The sequence below is a fragment of the Burkholderia sp. RF7-non_BP4 genome (genome assembly GCF_001521935.1).
GTDB classification, from domain to species: domain Bacteria; phylum Pseudomonadota; class Gammaproteobacteria; order Burkholderiales; family Burkholderiaceae; genus Burkholderia; species Burkholderia diffusa.
This window is the reverse complement of the sequence record NZ_LOTA01000028.1, coordinates 414,915-432,067: the sequence shown is the minus strand read 5'-3', so window position 1 is coordinate 432,067 and position 17,153 is coordinate 414,915. Positions and strand designations below refer to the sequence as shown.

Genomic DNA, 17,153 nt, shown 5'->3' with positions numbered 1-17,153 from the left:
CTGGCGGCGATCGGCCGGGCCGTCATCGGCCTTGCGGGCCCTTGGCCACCGCGCCCTGTGGCTCGACGGCCAGGCCGAGAAACGATCAGCCTGCGGCGGCACGCAGCCGCGCATCCAGTTCGCCCAGCTGCGCGGGCGTGCCGACGTTCTCCCAGATACCTTCATACAATTCGCCGCTCGCGCGGCCGGCCTCGATGGTCGCCTTGAAATACGGCGTCAGCGGCCGGTGCGTGCCGGGCACGATGTCGCGGAACATCCGCGTGTCGTACACGCCGATGCTGCCGAACGTGACGCGCGGGGCGCCGGCGAGCGCCAGCCGGCCGTCGTCGTGGAGCACGAAATCGCCGTCCGGGTGGAACGGCGGGTTCGGCACCATCACGAGATGCATCGCGGGCGCGTCGAGCGCGGCCATCCGCGCGGCGCGGGCGGCAAGCGTCCGGTAGTCGAATGCGCAGTACACGTCGCCCGCGACCGCCGCGAACACCGTCGGCCGGCCGTCGCGCTCGAGCAGCGGCAGCGCCTGCGCGATGCCACCGGCGGTTTCCAGCGCGTCGCCTTCGGCCGAATACTCGAGTCGCACACCCCAGCGCGAGCCGTCGTCGAGCGTTGCCTCGAGCTGTTCGCCGAGCCACGCGTGGTTGATCACGATCGTTTCGATGCCCGCGCGCGCGAGCGCCTCGATCTGCCAGACGATCAGCGGCTTGCCGCCGACTTCGAGCAGCGGCTTCGGGCGGATGTCGGTCAGCGGGCGCATCCGCTCGCCGCGCCCGGCGGCGAAAATCATCGCCGTGGTCAGGGTAGTGCTCATGTTCGGCTGAATGTGAGGGCGGTCAGAACGTATAGCCGACGTCGGCCGCGCCCTTGCCCTCGAGCTCGTCGAGCAGCTTCGCGAACGGCACGAGCGGGCGGTAGCGCAGCGCGACCTTGCGCGCGTACACGAGGAAGCGCGGCAGATCGTTCAGGTAATGCGGCTTGCCGTCGCGGTAGTTGATCCGCGCGAACAGGCCGAGGATCTTGATGTGGCGCTGCAGCCCCATCCATTCGAGCTGGCGGTAGAACTCGCCGAAGTCCGGATCGACCGGCAGGCCGGCCTTCTTCGCCTTTTCCCAGTAATACGCGAAGCAGTCGAGCTCGAACTCCTCGTCCCAGCTGATGAACGCGTCGCGCAACAGCGACACGACGTCGTACGTCAGCGGCCCGTACACGGCGTCCTGGAAGTCGAGCACACCGGGGTTCGGTTCGCAGACCATCAGGTTGCGCGGCATGAAATCGCGCAGCATGAAGCCCTGCGGCTGCGCATGGGCGCTCGCGACCAGCAGTGCGAAGGTGCGGTCGAGCGTGCCGCGCATCGCGTCGGTGACGGGCTTGCCGAGGTGCCGGCCGACGAACCATTCGGGCAGCAGCTCCATCTCGCGGCGCAGGAATGCCTCGTCGAACGGCGGCAGCACGTCGGGCTTCGAGCTCAGCTGGAAGCGGATCAGCGCGTCGAGCGCGTCGCGCATCAACGGGCGCGCCGCGACCGGGTCGGCCGGATCGAGCACCGAGATGTACGACGTGCGGCCGAGGTCGGTCACGAGCATGAAGCCCGCGTCGAAATCGTGGGCCAGCACCTCCGGCACGTGGTCGCCGGCCGCGGCGAGCAACTGCGCGACTTGAACGAATTCGCGACATTTCTCGGGCGGCGGCGCGTCGACCGCGACCAGCGAGCCGCCGGGGCGCGTGGCCGACGCGACCCGGAAATAGCGGCGGAAACTGGCGTCCGACGACGCGGGTGCGAGGGTCGACAGGTCGAGGGCGAAGCGCTCGGCGAGCGGACGCAGCCACGCGGTCAGTGCGTCGAGGCGGGCGTCGGGCTGGGATGCGGCGGATGGGGGTGTCATGAAACTCGGCGGAGGGGGGAACGTCTTGCCATATAATACCCCACGACTTTTTTGACGCGCCCCGCGTCAGCTTCCGCCGTGCAGGCTCGCCGCCTGTCGCGCCGTCCGCCCGATCGCCTCCCCGGTTTGCGCTCAGCCGCAGTCGCGGTGCGACGGTGCGGCCCGCCGCGCGCGAATGTGCCGTGCAGGCGCGGTTGACAAGGGGCGATTCGCCAAACGATAGATGCCGCCCAAACCGCTATTCCCGAATGTCTTCCCCGGTGACGGGGCGCCGCGCAAACGGCGGCTCGCGCTCGCGCTGCTGGCCGTGCCCGGCCTCGTGCCGGCCGTGTCGTACGCGCAGCTGTCGGGCGCGGCCGCGCAGCCGCAGCCGCTCGACTCGCCGTGGGACCTGCGTCTCGCCCCGCAGCTCGAGGATCATCCGCTGAAGGACGGCGCGAAGCCGGCCACCTTCGTGATTGCCGACCATACGAGCGGCACGGCCGATCAGGACCTCGCCGCGAAGGGCTCGGCCGAGCTGCGCCGCGGCGACGCGGTCGTGAAGGCCGACGCGATCCACTACGATCAGGATACCGACATGGCCGATGCGTACGGCCAGGTCAAGGTAATCAACGGCGGCACGTCGTTCGCGGGCCCCGAGGCGCATCTGAAGGTCGAGGCGAACCAGGGCTTCATGACGGCGCCGAAGTACCACTTCAACGTGACGGGCGGGTCCGGCAGCGCGGAGCGCGTCGACCTGCTCGACAGCGAGCGTTCGGTGTTCGTCAACGGCACCTACACCGCGTGCCAGTGCTCGACCAACCCCGCGTGGTACATCAAGGGCAGCCGTTTCGACTTCGACACGGGCGCCGACGAAGGCACCGCGCGCAACGGCGTGCTGTTCTTCCAGGGCGTGCCGATCTTCGCGAGCCCGTGGATGACGTTCCCGCTGTCGGGCGAGCGGCGCAGCGGCCTCTTGCCGCCGACGTTCTCGATGAACTCGAACAACGGGTTCGAGCTGACGCTGCCGTACTACTTCAACATCGCGCCGAACCGCGACCTGACGATCACGCCGCGCATCATCTCGCGGCGCGGCGTGCAGACCGAAGCGACGTTCCGCTATCTGTCGCCGTCGTATTCGGGCACGTTTACGGCCAATTACCTGCCCGACGACCGGCTCGCGCACCGCAACCGCTACGCGATCTACTGGCAGCACCAGCAGAACTTCGGCGGCGGTTTCGGCGGCTACGTCTACTACAACAAGGTCTCGGACGATACGTATCCCGAAGACCTTGGGTCGATGAACCAGTTCGTCAACGGGACGCAGACGCTGTACCAGCAGGAAGCCGGCCTCACGTACAACAACGGCCCGTGGTCGGTGCTCGCGCGCTACCAGCACTGGCAGACGCTGCCGCCGTCGATCGCGCCGTACAGCCGCGAACCGCAGTTGAATGTGAAGTACACGAAGTACAACGTCGGCGGCTTCGACTTCGGCGCGGAAGCCGACTATTCGCGTTTCCGCATCACGACCGCCGATGCGACCGAAGGCGACCGCATCGTCTTCAACCCGTACATCGCATACGGCGTGTACGGCCCCGGCTACTTCGTCGTGCCGAAGGTCCAGTATCACTTCGCGTCGTACGACCTGAACTATCTGTCGTCGCGCACGCCGAACAGCCCGAAGCACTTCACCGAGTCGATTCCGACCGTGAGCTTCGACTCGGGCCTGATCTTCGACCGCTCGGTGCGCCTGTTCGGCCAGGACTTCATCCAGACGCTCGAGCCGCGCCTGTACTACGTGTACACGCCGTATCGCGACCAGTCGAACGCGCCGCTGTTCGACACCGCGGAATCGGACTTCGGCCTCGCGGAGATCTACCAGCCGAACACGTTCGTCGGCAACGACCGGATCGCGGACGCGAACCGGATCACGGCCGGCCTGACGTCGCGCTTCATCGATCCGCGCACGGGCGACGAACGCGCGCGCTTCGTGGTCGCGCAGCAGTACTATTTCGCCGACCAGCGCGTCACGCTGAATTCCGGGCAGAGCGCCGTGCTGGCGCGCCACTCGGACCTGATCGTCGGCGCCGCGCTGAAACTCGGCTCCGGCTTCATGTCGGAGACGGCGTTCCAGTACAACCAGAACAACAACCAGCTCGTGAAGTCGAGCGTCGGTTTCGGTTTCAGCCCGGGCGAGCGCCGCGTGATCAACGTCGGCTACCGCTATACGCGTGCGAACACGACGCTCGACAACCAGCCGATCAACCAGTTCCTGGTGTCCGCGCAATGGCCGCTCACGCGCCGCCTGTATGCGATCGGCCGCTTCAACTACGACCTGGCGGCCGACCGGGTCGTCGACGGTCTGCTCGGCTTACAATACGACGCGGATTGCTGGGCGCTCGGAGTCGGTGTCCAGCGGTATGCGAACGGCGTGAACACGTCGGGGCAGCAGAATTCGTCGACGCGAGTCATGATGCAGCTGACGTTGAAGGGGCTGTCGAGCGTCGACAACGGTCTCGTGGCCGCATTCCGCGCCGGGGTGCCGGGCTACACGCCGCTGCCGTCCGCGCCGCCGCCGATGTCCCGCTTCAGCAATTACGAGTAACGCCGGCTTGTCTGCACCGGTCAGCACGATTTCAATGGAGTATCAGTGGCAATGAAGAAAACCCTTCGTTTCGCGGCAGTCGTGTCCAGCCTCGCCGCGTCCGCCGCGCTGCTCGCCGCCGCGCCGGCCGCGGCGCAGGCGCTTGGTTCGCAAGGCGCGCAGCTCGCCGACGAAGTCGTCGCGGTCGTCAACAACGACGTGATCACGGGCCGCGAACTCGACCAGCGCGTCGGCCTGATCTCGCGCCGGCTGCAGCAGCAGAACGCACCCGTGCCGCCGGCCGACCAGCTGCGCGCGCAGGTGCTGAACCAGATGGTGCTCGAACGCATCCAGGTGCAGAAGGCCAAGGACGACGGGATCCGCATCGACGACGCGACCGTGCAGTCCACGCTGCAGCGCCTCGCGCAGGCGAACGGGATGACGCTCGAGCAGTACCGCGCGCGGATCGTGGCGCAAGGCGTGCCCTGGAGCGTGTTCACGAGCGACGCCCGCACCGAGTTGATGCTGTCGAAGCTGCGCGAGCGCGAGGTCGACGGCAAGATCACCGTGTCGGATGCCGAGGTCGCGAACTACATCGCGAGCCAGCGCGGGCCGAACGCATCGCAGCAGCAGGACCTGCGCTTCCAGCACATCTTCATCAAGGCACCGACCAACGCGCCGCAAGCCGACATCGAAGCCGCGCAGAAGAAGGCTGAAGCGCTGCTGCAGCAGGCCACGTCGGGCGCCGATTTCGAGAAGCTCGCGAAGAACAATTCGGAAGCGAACGACGCGAAGAAGGGCGGCGACCTCGGCTTCAAGGCGCCGGGCGCGCTGCCGGCCGACGTCGTCGACGCCGCATCGAAGCTGCGCCCGGGCCAGGTCAACCCGACGCTGATCCGCGTGCCGGACGGCTTCGAGATCGTGCGTCTCGTCGACCGCCGCCAGAGCCAGGGCGCGACCGCCGCGGCACCGAAGATCGTCCAGACGCACGTGCGCCACATCCTGTTGCGCGTCGGCGAAGGCAAGTCGGAAGGCCAGGCTCGCCAGCAGCTGCAGGACATCCGCCGCCAGGTCGAGGCGGGTGGCGATTTCGCGAAGTTCGCGCGCACCTACTCGCAGGACGGTTCGGCGTCGCAGGGCGGCGATCTCGGCTGGATCAGCCCGGGCGAGACCGTGCCGGAATTCGAGCGCGCGATGAACAATCTGCAGGACGGCCAGATCAGCCAGCCGATTCGTACCGAGTACGGCTACCACCTGATCCAGGTGATGGAGCGCCGCGAAGCGGAAGGCTCGGTGCAGCAGCAGATGGATATCGCGCGCCAGGCGATCGGTCAGCGCAAGGCCGAGCAGGCGTACGCAGACTGGCTGCGCGAGCTGCGCGACTCGTCGTACGTGCAGTACAAGATCGGCGGCGTCGGCCCGGCGAACTGAGCGAGCTTCGCATGACGGCATCCGCGCTGCAGATCGCGATCACGACCGGCGAACCCGCGGGTGTCGGCCCGGAGCTGACCGTGCAGGCGTTGCAGGATGCCGTGCGGCGCTGGCCGGGCGCGCATTTCACCGTGCTCGGCGACGCCGCGCTGCTCGACGCGCGCGCGGCGGCCGTCGGTGCCGATCGTGCCGTGCTCGCCGGCGGCGGGCCGGTGTCGGTCGAGCACCATCCGCTCGCCGTGCCCGCACGGGCCGGCAAGCTCGATGCGGCCAATGGCCGCTACGTGCTCGCGCTGCTCGATGCCGCGATCGACGGCGCGATGGCGGGCCGGTTCGACGCGATCGTCACCGCACCGCTGCAGAAGAGCACGATCAACGATGCCGGCGTACCGTTTACCGGCCATACCGAATACCTTGCGGAACGCACGCACACGCCGCGCGTCGTGATGATGCTGGCGGGCACCGGCGAGCGGCCGCTGCGCGTCGCGCTCGCGACCACGCACCTGCCGCTGAAGGACGTGTCGGCCGCGCTGACGATCGACGGGCTCGTCGAGACGCTGGCGATCGTCGATCGCGACCTGCGGCGGGACTTCGGTCTCGCCGCGCCGCGCATCCTCGTGACGGGGCTGAACCCGCATGCGGGCGAGAACGGCTATCTCGGGCGCGAGGAGATCGAGGTGATCTCGCCGGCGCTCGCGCGCGCGCAAGCGCAGGGCATCGACGCGCGCGGCCCGTATCCGGCCGATACGTTGTTCCAGCCGCGCTATCTCGAGGGTGCCGATTGCGTGCTCGCGATGTTCCACGATCAGGGCTTGCCCGTGCTGAAGTATGCGACCTTCGGCGAGGGCATCAACGTCACGCTCGGGCTGCCGATCATCCGCACGTCGGTCGATCACGGCACCGCGCTGGATCTGGCCGGCACGGGCCGTGCGGATCCGGGCAGCATGGTCGCCGCGCTCGACACGGCCGTCACGATGGCGCGCCATCGCCGCGCGGCCTGACGCCCACGGCCCCAGGCCTGACTTCATTCGTCGTATTTTTCGTTTTTCTCAGTCGATGTCGAACAGCAGACAGCACCAAGGCCACTTCGCGCGCAAGCGCTTCGGGCAGAACTTCCTCGTCGATCACGGCGTGATCGACTCGATCGTCGCGACGATCGGCCCCGCGCGCGGCCAGCGAATGGTCGAGATCGGCCCCGGCCTCGGCGCGCTGACCGAGCCGCTGATCGCGCGTCTCGCGACGCCCGAGTCGCCGCTGCATGCGGTCGAGCTCGACCGCGACCTGATCGGGCGCCTGAAGCAGCGCTTCGGCGCATTGCTGGAACTGCACGCGGGCGATGCGCTCGCGTTCGACTTCGGCTCGCTCGCGGCGCCTGGCGACAAGCCGTCGCTGCGGATCGTCGGCAACCTGCCGTACAACATTTCCAGTCCGCTGCTGTTTCACTTGATGACGTTCGCCGGCGTGGTCATCGACCAGCATTTCATGCTGCAGAACGAGGTCGTCGAACGGATGGTCGCGGAGCCGGGCACGAAGGCGTTCTCGCGGCTGTCGGTGATGCTGCAGTACCGCTACGTGATGGACAAGATGCTCGACGTGCCGCCGGAGTCGTTCCAGCCGCCGCCGAAGGTCGATTCGGCGATCGTCCGGATGATTCCGTACGAGCCGCACGAACTGCCGGACGTCGATCCCGTGCTGCTCGGCGAAGTGGTCACGGCAGCGTTCTCGCAGCGTCGGAAGATGCTGCGCAACACGCTCGGCGACTACCGCGAGACGATCGATTTCGACGGGCTCGGCTTCGACCTCGCGCGACGCGCGGAGGATGTGAGCGTGGCCGAATATGTCGGCGTCGCGCAGGCGTTGGCGAAGGTGCGCAAGACCGCGGAGTAGCAGGACCACGCGGGCAACGCGCGTGGTGCCCGCCGGCTCGAGATTCATGAGGCTGCCCTGACCGGCAGCCTTTTTGTTTTTCCGCGCCGTTCTCGTCGAGGCCGGACCGCGGCCGGGCGGCGTTACGCGCGCCCGCGCGGCGGTGCGTTGACGAGCGCGATCCCGGTCAGCACCAGCGCGGCCGCGGACATGAAGCGCCAGCCGACCGATTCGCCGAGCAGCAGCACGCCGAACGCGACGCCGAACAATGGCGACAGGAACGTGAACACCGACAGCCGCGACGCGCTGTAGCGCGTCAGCAGCCAGAACCACGACAGATAGCTGACGAACGCGACGATCACCGACTGGTACGCGAGGCTCGCGAGCGCGATCGGCGTGACCTGTGCGAACGACGTCTGGCCGAGTAGCGCGGCGAGCGCGATCAGCACGACGGCCGACACCGCGAGCTGGTAGAAGAGCGTCTTGCTCGCGCTGGCCCGCGCGAGCGACGTCGAGCGCACGACGACCGTCGTCGCGGCCCACATCGCGCCGCCGAGGATGCCGAGCGCGTCGCCGGCGAGCCCGGCCAATACCGATGCGCCGGGCGCGCGCGGCTTGAGGAAGCCGTCCGCGAACGCGAGCGCGATGCCGGCGAACGCGAGGCCGACGCCGGCCCACTGGACACGCTGCAGTCGCTCGCCCGGCGCGAACAGGTGCAGGCCGAGCGCCGTGAAGCACGGGGCCGTGTACAGGAAGATCGCCATGTGCGACGCGCTCGTCAGCGTCAGCCCGAAGAACACGCAGACGAACTCGCCGGCGAACAGCGCACCCGCCGCGATGCCCGCGCCGAGCGTGCCGTCCGCGCGGAACAGCGGCGTGCCGCGCGAGCGGGCCCAGCCCCACAGCAGGAGCGCGGCGATCACCGAGCGCAGCCCGGCCTGGAACATCGGCGGGATCGCCGCGTTCGTGCTCTTGATCGCGACCTGCTGGAAGCCCCAGATCGCGCACAGCAGCAGCATCACACCGATGGCGCGCGTGTCGAGCGCGCGGCGCGCGGGCGCGCCGGCGAGCGCGGTCATCGGCGGGCCTCGCCGATGCGGCGGGAAGGGGGCACGGACAAGGGCAGCGGCGGACGGAGGTCGTGTCCGGCGCGCTCGATTCGGCGGTTTCGCACGGCAGGCTGTGTGGCTGATTGAGGTGGTGGTCGCGTTCAAGCGGCGGACTGCATGCCCGCTTTTGGTGCGAGGTGGGAGGATGTTACCCGATCGGTGGACTTGCAGGGTGCCGTCGGGTGCGGTGATGACTGCCGCCGCACGGGCATCGGGCTCGCCGTCCGGAAGCCGGTATCGGCCGCCGGCGGACGGGGCGCCGACGGCGGGATTCACCCGACTCCGGTAGAATTTCCGCTTCTGGAAAGTCCCCACAGGAGTACAACACATGCGTTTGCTGCATACGATGCTGCGAGTCGGCGATCTCGACCGCTCGATCAAGTTCTACACCGAATTGCTCGGCATGAAGCTGCTGCGTCGCGAGGATTATCCGGAAGGCAAGTTCACGCTCGCGTTCGTCGGCTATGAAGCGGAAAGCACGGGCACCGTGATCGAGCTGACCCATAACTGGGATACGCCGTCCTACGATCTCGGCAACGGCTTCGGCCATCTGGCGGTGGAAGTCGACGACGCGTACGCGGCCTGCGACAAGATCAAGGCGCAGGGTGGCAAGGTGACCCGCGAAGCGGGTCCGATGAAGCACGGCACGACCGTGATCGCTTTCGTCGAGGATCCGGACGGCTACAAAATCGAGTTCATCCAGAAGAAGGCGCACTGAGCGCGGGATGAGCGGCGCGCGACGCACGATGGGCGTGGCGCGCAACGAAAACGGGCGATGCGGAGGAATCCGCATCGCCCGTTCGCATTTTCGGTGCGACCGATCGCGTTACAGTGACGGCAGCAACTCGGGCGGGTGATGCTTGAGCGTGTGCCGCGCTTCGCGGAATTCCGGGAAGATCGATTCGACGGTCTGCCAGAAGGCCGGGCTGTGGTTCATTTCGCGCAGGTGCGACAGCTCGTGCGCGACGACGTAGTCGATGATCGACATCGGGAAGTGGATCAGCCGCCAGTTCAGCCGGATCTTGCCGTCGCTCGAGCAGCTGCCCCAGCGCGTCGCGGCCGACGACAGCGCGTACATCGAATACGTGACGCCGAGCATTTCCGCATAGACGACGAGGCGTTCGCCGAAAATCCGCTTCGCTTCGCCCTGCAGCCAGCCCTGCACGCGATCCTTGATCTGCTGCATGTCGGCTTGCGCGGGCAGCGGCAGCGACAGCCGCTGCGCATCGGCGTCGAAGGCGAGCGCACCGGCGCCGAGCGCGATCGTGATCGTCTTGCCGAGATACGGGAGTTGCGCGCCGTCGCGCCAGTCGATCTGCGGCAGCGCGCGCTGCTCGGTGCGGGTTTTCCACTCCGCGAGCTTCGCGAAGATCCAGCGCTGCTTCTCGGCGATGGCCCCTTCGATGTCGGCGAGCGTGACCCAGCGCGGCGCGGTGATCGACAGCCCGCTGCCGTCGATCGTGAAGCCGATCGTGCGGCGCGCGGAGCGCTTCAGCCGATATTCGAGCACACGGCTGTCGAGTGCGAACGTGCGGACGCGGGAGCGATCGGGCGCGGGGCCCGGATCGAGCGGCGCCGTGGGCACCGCGGGGGCCGTGGCCGCTTCAGGCGGCGAGGGCGGTGCGGCGGGCGCCGACGGTGCCGGCGATGCCGTCGGCCCGTCGAAGAGCGGCAGATCCATCTGGCGATGATCGAGGGCCACGACGGCAGGCCGTGGCCGCGGACGCTTTTTCATCAGTTCGCTTCGTTTCGTCGTTCGCAACGGCTGCAATCCGGGTGATTCAGACGCGCGCGGCATCGCGCGCGCCGGCATTGCCCGGCTGGCGATAGGCATCGGGATCGATGCGGCGCATTTCCGCTTCGATCCATGCTTCGACCTGCGAGTTCAATACGTCGGGCGTCTTGCCGTCGACGGGAATCGGCTTGCCGATCGACACGGTGACGACGCCCGGGAATTTCGTGAACGAATTGCGCGGCCACACGCGACCTGCATTGTGCGCGATCGGCACGACCGGCGTGCCGGTTTCGATCGCGAAGCGCGCGCCGCCCGTCTTGTACTTGCCCTGCTTGCCGACCGGCGTGCGCGTGCCTTCCGGGAACATGATCATCCAGGCGCCTTCCGACAGGCGCTTCTTGCCCTGACGGATCACCGACGCGAACGCGTTCTTGCCTTCCTTGCGGTTGATGTTGACCATGTGCAGCAGCCCGAGCGCCCAGCCGAAGAACGGCACGTACAGCAGTTCGCGCTTGAACACGTAGCAGAGCGGCTTCGGCATCAGCGCCGGAAACGCGAGCGTCTCCCACGCGGACTGGTGCTTCGACAGCAGCACGGCCGGGCCGTCGGGCAGGTTTTCCATCCCTTCGATCCGGTAGCGGATGCCGTTCAGCCAGCGCACGACCCACAGCGTCGACTTGCACCAGCCGGCCGCCATCCAGTAGCGCGCGTCGGGACGCATGAACGGGAACGCGATGAAGCACGCGGTGGCGTAAGGCACCGTGTACACGATGAAGTAGATCAGCAGCAGCAGGGAGCGGACGAAGCGCATCGGCGTGGGTCTGACAGTAGGGAGGATGCGCGCGGCGGCCGCATCACTCGTGTTCGTGTGAAAGGAAGTCGAGCGCGAATGCGCGCAGGTCGTCGTGAACCTTCGTGCCGTCCGGCAGATTGCCCGCGGCGAGCGTCTTCTTGCCCTTGCCGGTCAGCACGAGGTGCGGCTTGAAGCCGACCGCGACGCCGGCCTGAAGGTCGCGCAGCGAATCGCCGACGGCCGGCGTGTGACCGGGGTCGACCTCGAAGCGCTCCGCGATCATCTGCATCATGCCGGGCTTCGGCTTGCGGCAGTCGCAGTGGTCTTCCGACACGTGCGGGCAGAAGAACACCGCGTCGATACGCGCGCCGACGGCGGCCGCCGCGCGATGCATCTTCAGGTGCATCGCGTTGAGCGCGGCCATGTCGAACAGCCCGCGGCCGATGCCGGACTGGTTGGTCGCGACGACCACGCGATAGCCCGCGTGGTTGAGTCGTGCGATCGCCTCGAGGCTGCCGGGCAGCGCGATCCACTCGTCGGGCGTCTTGATGAACGCATCCGAATCGACGTTGATCACGCCGTCCCGGTCGAGGACGACGAGCTTGCGGTTGGGGCTGGTCGGCATCGTTCGGCCCTTATGCGGCGAGCTTCGAGATGTCGGCGACGCAGTTCATCTGCTGATGCAGCGCGGACAGCAGCGCGAGACGGTTCGCGCGCAGCGCGGGGTCCTCGGCGTTGACCATCACGTCGTTGAAGAACGTGTCGACCGGCGCACGCAGCGCGGCGAGCGCCGACAGCGCGCCCGTATACGCACGCGCCTCGAGCTGCGACTGCACGTGCGGCGTCACGGCCGCGAGCTGTTCGTGCAGCGCCTTTTCGGCGGCCTCGACGAACAGCGTCGGCTGCACCGCACCGTTCGCGCCGCCTTCCGACTTCTTCAGGATGTTCGAGATCCGCTTGTTCGCGGCCGCGAGCGCTTCGGCTTCCGCGAGGCGCGTGAATTCGCGCACCGCGTCGAGGCGTGCGACGAGATCGTCGACGCGCGTCGGGTTCAGGCTCAGCACCGCGTCGACTTCGCCGGCCGTGTAGCCGCGCTCGCGCAGCAGGCCGCGCAGGCGGTCCATGAAGAACGCGAGGATCGCGTCGGTCGATTCCGCGACGCCCGGCACGCCTTCGAAGCGTGCGTGGGCCGTGCGCAGCAGCGACACGAGATCGAGCGGCAACTGCTTCTCGACCAGCAGGCGCAGCACGCCGAGCGCGTGACGGCGCAGCGCGAACGGATCCTTCTCGCCGGTCGGCGCGAGGCCGATGCCCCAGATGCCGACGATCGTCTCGAGCTTGTCGGCCAGCGCGACGGCGGTGGACACCGGCGTGGTCGGCAGCGCGTCGCCGGAGAAGCGCGGCTGGTAGTGCTCGGCGCAGGCGAGCGCGACGTCGTCGGGCTCACCGTCGTGGCGCGCGTAGTACGTGCCCATCGTGCCCTGCAGTTCCGGGAACTCGCCGACCATGTCGGTCAGCAGGTCGGCCTTCGCGAGGCGCGCGGCGCGCTTCGCGTGCGCGGCGTCGGCGCCGATCGCGGGCGCGATCTCGCCGGCCAGCGCTTCGAGGCGCTCGACGCGCGCGAGCGCCGAACCGAGCTTGTTGTGATAGACGACGTTCGCGAGCAGCGGCACGCGGTCGGCGAGCGGCTTCTTCTTGTCCTGCTCGAAGAAGAACTTCGCGTCGGCGAGGCGCGGGCGCACGACGCGCTCGTTGCCCTCGACGATCTCGCCCGGCGTCTTCGTCTCGATGTTCGACACGATCAGGAAGCGCGAGCGCAGCTTGCCGGCGATGTCGGTCAGCGCGAAATACTTCTGGTTCGTCTGCATCGTGAGGATCAGGCATTCCTGCGGAACCTGCAGGAATTCGTCCTCGAAGCGGCACGGATAGACGACCGGCCATTCGACCAGCGACGTCACTTCGTCGAGCAGCGATTCGGGCATCACGACGGTGTCGCCGTTCGCGTGCTCGTTCAGCTGCGTGCGGATCGTTTCGCGGCGATCGGCGAAGTGCGCGATCACGCGGCCCTTGTCGCGCAGCGTGTCGGCATACGCGCGCGCGTGCTGGATCGCGACGAGGCCGTCGGACAGGAAGCGGTGGCCGAGCGTGGTGTCGCCGGCATCGACGCCGAACGCCGTGACGGGCACGATCCGATCGTCGTGCAGCACGGTCAGGCGGTGCACCGGGCGGACGAACTTCACGTCGGAGCCGTCCGGGCGCTGGTAGGTCATGACCTTCGGGATCGGCAGCTTCTCGAGCGTTTCGTCGAGCGCGGCCTGCAGCCCGTCGGCGAGCGTCACGCCGGCGGCCGAGTAGTTGACGAAGAACGCTTCGGCCTTGCCGTCCTGCGCGCGCTCGAGATCGGCGATCGACAGGTTCGGATGGCCGAGCGCCGCGAGCTTCTTCGCGAGCGGGGCGGTCGGCTTGCCTTCGGCGTCGAGCGCGACCGACACGGGCAGGACCTTTTCGCGGACCTGCTTTTCCGGTGCGACGGCGCGCACGTTCTGCACGACGACCGCGAGGCGGCGCGGCGTGGCGTAGCGTTCGAATACGAGGTCGCCTTCGACGAGGTCGCGCGCCGCGAGGCGTTGCGCGAGACCTTCGGCGAATGCGTCGCCGAGGCGCGCGAGGGCCTTCGGCGGCAGCTCTTCGGTCAGCAGTTCGACGAGCAGGGGGGCGGGATGATTGTGCGTCATGTCTGGAATAAATCTCGTCTCGTCAGTCCTGATCGATCTTGCGTTCGACCTTGAGCGGCGGCGCCCATGCCGGCTGGGCGGCGTCCTGGGCGTCGGTGGTGAGGCCCGGCACGCCCGGCGGGTTGCCGAGCATCGGGAAGCCGAGCTTCTCGCGCGAGTCGTAGTAAGCCTGCGCGACGAGACGCGACAGCGCGCGGATGCGGCCGATGTACGCCGCACGTTCCGTCACCGAGATCGCGCCGCGCGCGTCGAGCAGGTTGAACGTGTGGCCGGCCTTCAGCACGAGTTCGTACGCGGGCAGCGCGAGCTGCGCGTCGATCATCTTCTTCGCTTCCGCTTCGTAGCTGTTGAAGAACGTGAACAGCAGGTCGACGTTCGCGTGCTCGAAGTTGTAGGTCGACTGCTCGACCTCGTTCTGGTGGTAGACGTCGCCGTACGACAGGCGGCGCAGCTCGGGGCCGTTCGGGCCCTGCTCTTCCCACTCGGTCCACACGAGGTCGTACACGTTCTCGACCTTCTGCAGGTACATCGCGAGGCGCTCGAGGCCGTAGGTGATCTCGCCGAGCACCGGCTTGCAGTCGAGGCCGCCGACCTGCTGGAAATACGTGAACTGCGTGACTTCCATCCCGTTCAGCCACACTTCCCAGCCGAGGCCCCACGCGCCGAGCGTCGGGTTCTCCCAGTCGTCCTCGACGAAGCGCACGTCGTTCTGCTTCAGGTCGAAGCCGAGCGCCTCCAGCGAGCCGAGGTACAGGTCGAGGATGTTTTCCGGCGCCGGCTTGAGCACGACCTGGTACTGGTAGTAATGCTGCAGGCGGTTCGGGTTCTCGCCGTAGCGGCCGTCCTTCGGGCGGCGCGACGGCTGCACGTAGGCGGCGCGCCATGGCTCGGGGCCGACCGCGCGCAGGAACGTGTGAACGTGCGACGTGCCCGCGCCGACTTCCATGTCGATGGGCTGGAGCAGGGCGCAACCCTGCTTGTCCCAGTAGGACTGCAGCGTCAGGATGATTTGCTGAAACGTAAGCATGAAGAGCCTTCGTGGCGCTGGCGCTCCGTTGCGGGCGGCGCTCCGGGCGGGGCCCGGAGGGTCGGCTCGCGCGGCGGCGCGGCTTGTTAGTGTGCTGAAACGTGCAATTTTACCGGATCGGCGGGCGGATGCGGCCGGAACGCGGACGAAGGGGCTGCCGGCGGTGTTTCGGCGAGCCGTGCGCAGCCGGTGCGCGGGTTGCCGGTATGCGCGGTGCGCTCGTGGCAGCGGCGTCTCGATGCGCTTGTGGCACCGCCTGCCGCGCCGCCTTGCGCGGGCGTTAAGATGCGCGTATCGAAGTGCGCGCGACGCCTGCCGCGCGACCGATTTTCCACTCCGGACCGCATGGACGATTCGAACGACCTCCTCATTCCGCTGATGCCGCCGCTGCTCGCGCTGCTCGGGCAGGCCGCCGACGCGCAAGCGCGCGGCGAGCACGGCGCGCACGCACTCTGGCTCGCCGCCGCCGGCCATCTGCACGCGGTCGACACGGCTGCGCTCTCGCAGCTGACCGTGACGCTCGTCGCACGGCAGCGCACGGCCGACGCGCTCGCGCTGGCCGAGTGCGCGGTGCGCATTCATCCGGACGCCGGTGCCCGTTTCAATCACGGCTACGCACTGCAGATGCTCGGCCGTCACGCGGAGGCCGTCGCGCCGTACCGCGCCGCCTACGCGCTCGATCCGCGCTGGCCGTCGCTGCGCAACAACCTGGCGATCGCGCTGCGGCTGTCGGGCGGCGACCGTCGCGAGGAAATCGCGCTGCTCGACGCAGCCGTGGAAGCCGACCCGCACGACGTGCAGGCGTGGATCAACCTGATCGTCGCGCGGCTCGCGACGCTCGACCTCGACGGCGCGCTCGCCGGTGCGGCGCGGCTTGCGGAGATCGCGCCCGACAATGCGCTCGCGCTGAACAACATCGCGATGGCGATGAAGGAGGCGCAGCGCTGGGACGACGCCGAGCGCTACGCGGCGCGCGCGTGCGAGCTGGCGCCCGACGACGCGTCGTTCCGTTTCAACCTCGCGATCATCCAGCTCGTGCGCGGCAACTACGCGGCCGGCTGGCGCGGCCACGAGGCACGCTGGGACGGCGCCGGCGAACTGCGCGGCCGCCGGCCGGCGCTACCTGGCCCGCGCTGGCAGGGCGAGCGGCTCGCGGGCAAGACGTTGCTCGTCTGGGGCGAGCAGGGGCTCGGCGACGTGCTGCAGTTCGCGCGCTTCGTTGCGCCGCTCGCGGAGCGCGTGCACCGCGAGGGTGGCCGGCTCGCGTGGAACACGTTTCCGCAAGTGGGCACGCTGATGCGGCGCAGCCTCGGCGCGCATGCGGACGCATTCAGCGCGGGCGGCGGCGTCGACGAGCTGCCTGCCTTCGACTACGAAGTGCCGCTCATCGGCCTGCCGCTGATGCTCGGGATGGAGACGTCGACGCTCGGCGCGTCGGTGCCGTACCTGCATGCCGATCCGCACGCGCGCGATGCATGGCGGGCGCGGCTCGCGGGCGACGGCCGGCTGAAGGTCGGGCTCGTGTGGACGGGCAGCGCGGGGCACCAGCGCAATCCGTTCCGGCGCGTCGGGCTCGAACGCTATGCCGATGCGTTTCGCGGTATCGACGGCGTCGCGTTCCATTCGCTGCAGCCGGGAGCGGACGCGGATGTCGCCGCGGCGCGCGCGGCCGGTTTCGCGATCGAGGACTTCACCGCCGAACTGAAGAGTTTCGACGATACGGCCGCGTTCATCGGCGCGCTGGATCTGGTGATCACGGTGTGCACGTCGGTCGCGCACTTGTCGGGTGCGCTCGGCGCGCGCACCTGGGTGCTGCTCGACGTGAATCCGCACTGGCCGTGGCTGCTCGAGCGCACCGACAGCCCGTGGTATCCGACCGCGACGCTGTACCGCCAGCCGACGTTCGGCGCATGGGCGCCGGTGATGGAAGCGCTCGGGCGGGATCTGCGCGGCCTGGCCGCGGACGCGAAGCGGAGCGGCTGAGCGGCCGCCGCACCGCTTGCGACGGCCGCCC

General features: G+C 68.6%; 14 protein-coding genes. 6 read left to right on the top strand and 8 right to left on the bottom strand.

Going from position 1 to position 17,153, the window contains the following annotated elements; translation table 11 throughout:
* Window positions 1–85: 85 nt before the first annotated feature.
* Window positions 86–808: an N-acetylmuramate alpha-1-phosphate uridylyltransferase MurU gene (murU, locus tag WS49_RS11855; protein WP_059528164.1), complete on the bottom strand. Its 723-nt coding sequence runs from the start codon at window positions 806–808 to the stop codon at window positions 86–88.
* Window positions 809–830: 22 nt separating this feature from the next.
* Complete coding sequence (locus tag WS49_RS11850) at window positions 831–1,880, bottom strand: aminoglycoside phosphotransferase family protein (protein ID WP_059528161.1); 1,050 nt, start codon at window positions 1,878–1,880, stop codon at window positions 831–833.
* Between the two features lie 223 nt (window positions 1,881–2,103).
* Here WS49_RS11850 and WS49_RS11845 point away from each other — a divergent pair, with 223 nt between their 5' ends.
* From WS49_RS11845 to rsmA, 4 genes are read left to right on the top strand one after another with little or no spacing between them, the layout of a single operon-like run.
* Window positions 2,104–4,464, top strand: a complete 2,361-nt coding sequence (locus WS49_RS11845; protein ID WP_059528158.1) for an LPS-assembly protein LptD — start codon at window positions 2,104–2,106, stop codon at window positions 4,462–4,464.
* Window positions 4,465–4,515: 51 nt separating this feature from the next.
* A complete protein-coding gene (locus tag WS49_RS11840) occupies window positions 4,516–5,874 on the top strand; it encodes a peptidylprolyl isomerase (RefSeq protein WP_059528154.1) in 1,359 nt (452 codons plus the stop codon).
* A gap of 11 nt (window positions 5,875–5,885) precedes the next feature.
* Entirely contained in the window at window positions 5,886–6,875 is a 990-nt protein-coding gene (pdxA, locus tag WS49_RS11835; RefSeq protein ID WP_059528151.1) for a 4-hydroxythreonine-4-phosphate dehydrogenase PdxA, read from the top strand.
* 55 nt (window positions 6,876–6,930) lie between these two features.
* Complete coding sequence (rsmA, locus tag WS49_RS11830; RefSeq protein ID WP_059528148.1) at window positions 6,931–7,761, top strand: 16S rRNA (adenine(1518)-N(6)/adenine(1519)-N(6))-dimethyltransferase RsmA; 831 nt, start codon at window positions 6,931–6,933, stop codon at window positions 7,759–7,761.
* Window positions 7,762–7,883: 122 nt separating this feature from the next.
* Here the strand turns inward: rsmA and WS49_RS11825 are convergent, their stop codons facing one another.
* A complete protein-coding gene (locus WS49_RS11825) occupies window positions 7,884–8,819 on the bottom strand; it encodes a DMT family transporter (RefSeq protein ID WP_059528145.1) in 936 nt (311 codons plus the stop codon).
* A gap of 358 nt (window positions 8,820–9,177) precedes the next feature.
* Here WS49_RS11825 and gloA point away from each other — a divergent pair, with 358 nt between their 5' ends.
* The gene (gene gloA, locus WS49_RS11820) at window positions 9,178–9,567 is read left to right on the top strand and encodes a lactoylglutathione lyase (protein WP_011657880.1); all 390 of its coding nucleotides are present in this window, start codon (window positions 9,178–9,180) and stop codon (window positions 9,565–9,567) included.
* Between the two features lie 108 nt (window positions 9,568–9,675).
* On the opposite strand, the gene WS49_RS11815 is transcribed toward gloA, so the two are convergent.
* Genes WS49_RS11815 through glyQ form a run of 5 tightly spaced genes read right to left on the bottom strand, consistent with a single transcriptional unit; the run spans window position 9,676 to window position 15,139 of the window.
* Window positions 9,676–10,584 carry a M48 family metallopeptidase gene (locus WS49_RS11815; RefSeq protein WP_059528336.1) on the bottom strand — a complete coding sequence of 303 codons (909 nt, stop codon included), beginning with the start codon at window positions 10,582–10,584 and terminating at the stop codon, window positions 9,676–9,678.
* 46 nt (window positions 10,585–10,630) lie between these two features.
* Window positions 10,631–11,395 (bottom strand): lysophospholipid acyltransferase family protein, encoded by a 765-nt coding sequence (locus tag WS49_RS11810; RefSeq protein ID WP_059528144.1) that lies wholly within the window; start codon window positions 11,393–11,395, stop codon window positions 10,631–10,633.
* A gap of 43 nt (window positions 11,396–11,438) precedes the next feature.
* Entirely contained in the window at window positions 11,439–12,002 is a 564-nt protein-coding gene (gmhB, locus tag WS49_RS11805) for a D-glycero-beta-D-manno-heptose 1,7-bisphosphate 7-phosphatase (protein WP_059528142.1), read from the bottom strand.
* Window positions 12,003–12,012: 10 nt separating this feature from the next.
* On the bottom strand, window positions 12,013–14,112 hold the full coding sequence (gene glyS / locus WS49_RS11800; protein ID WP_059528139.1) for a glycine--tRNA ligase subunit beta: 2,100 nt from the start codon (window positions 14,110–14,112) through the stop codon (window positions 12,013–12,015).
* Window positions 14,113–14,134: 22 nt separating this feature from the next.
* A complete protein-coding gene (gene glyQ, locus WS49_RS11795; protein WP_080294533.1) occupies window positions 14,135–15,139 on the bottom strand; it encodes a glycine--tRNA ligase subunit alpha in 1,005 nt (334 codons plus the stop codon).
* A gap of 345 nt (window positions 15,140–15,484) precedes the next feature.
* Between glyQ and WS49_RS11790 the strand changes: the two genes are divergently transcribed.
* A complete protein-coding gene (locus tag WS49_RS11790) occupies window positions 15,485–17,122 on the top strand; it encodes a tetratricopeptide repeat protein (RefSeq protein WP_059528136.1) in 1,638 nt (545 codons plus the stop codon).
* Window positions 17,123–17,153: the final 31 nt, after the last annotated feature.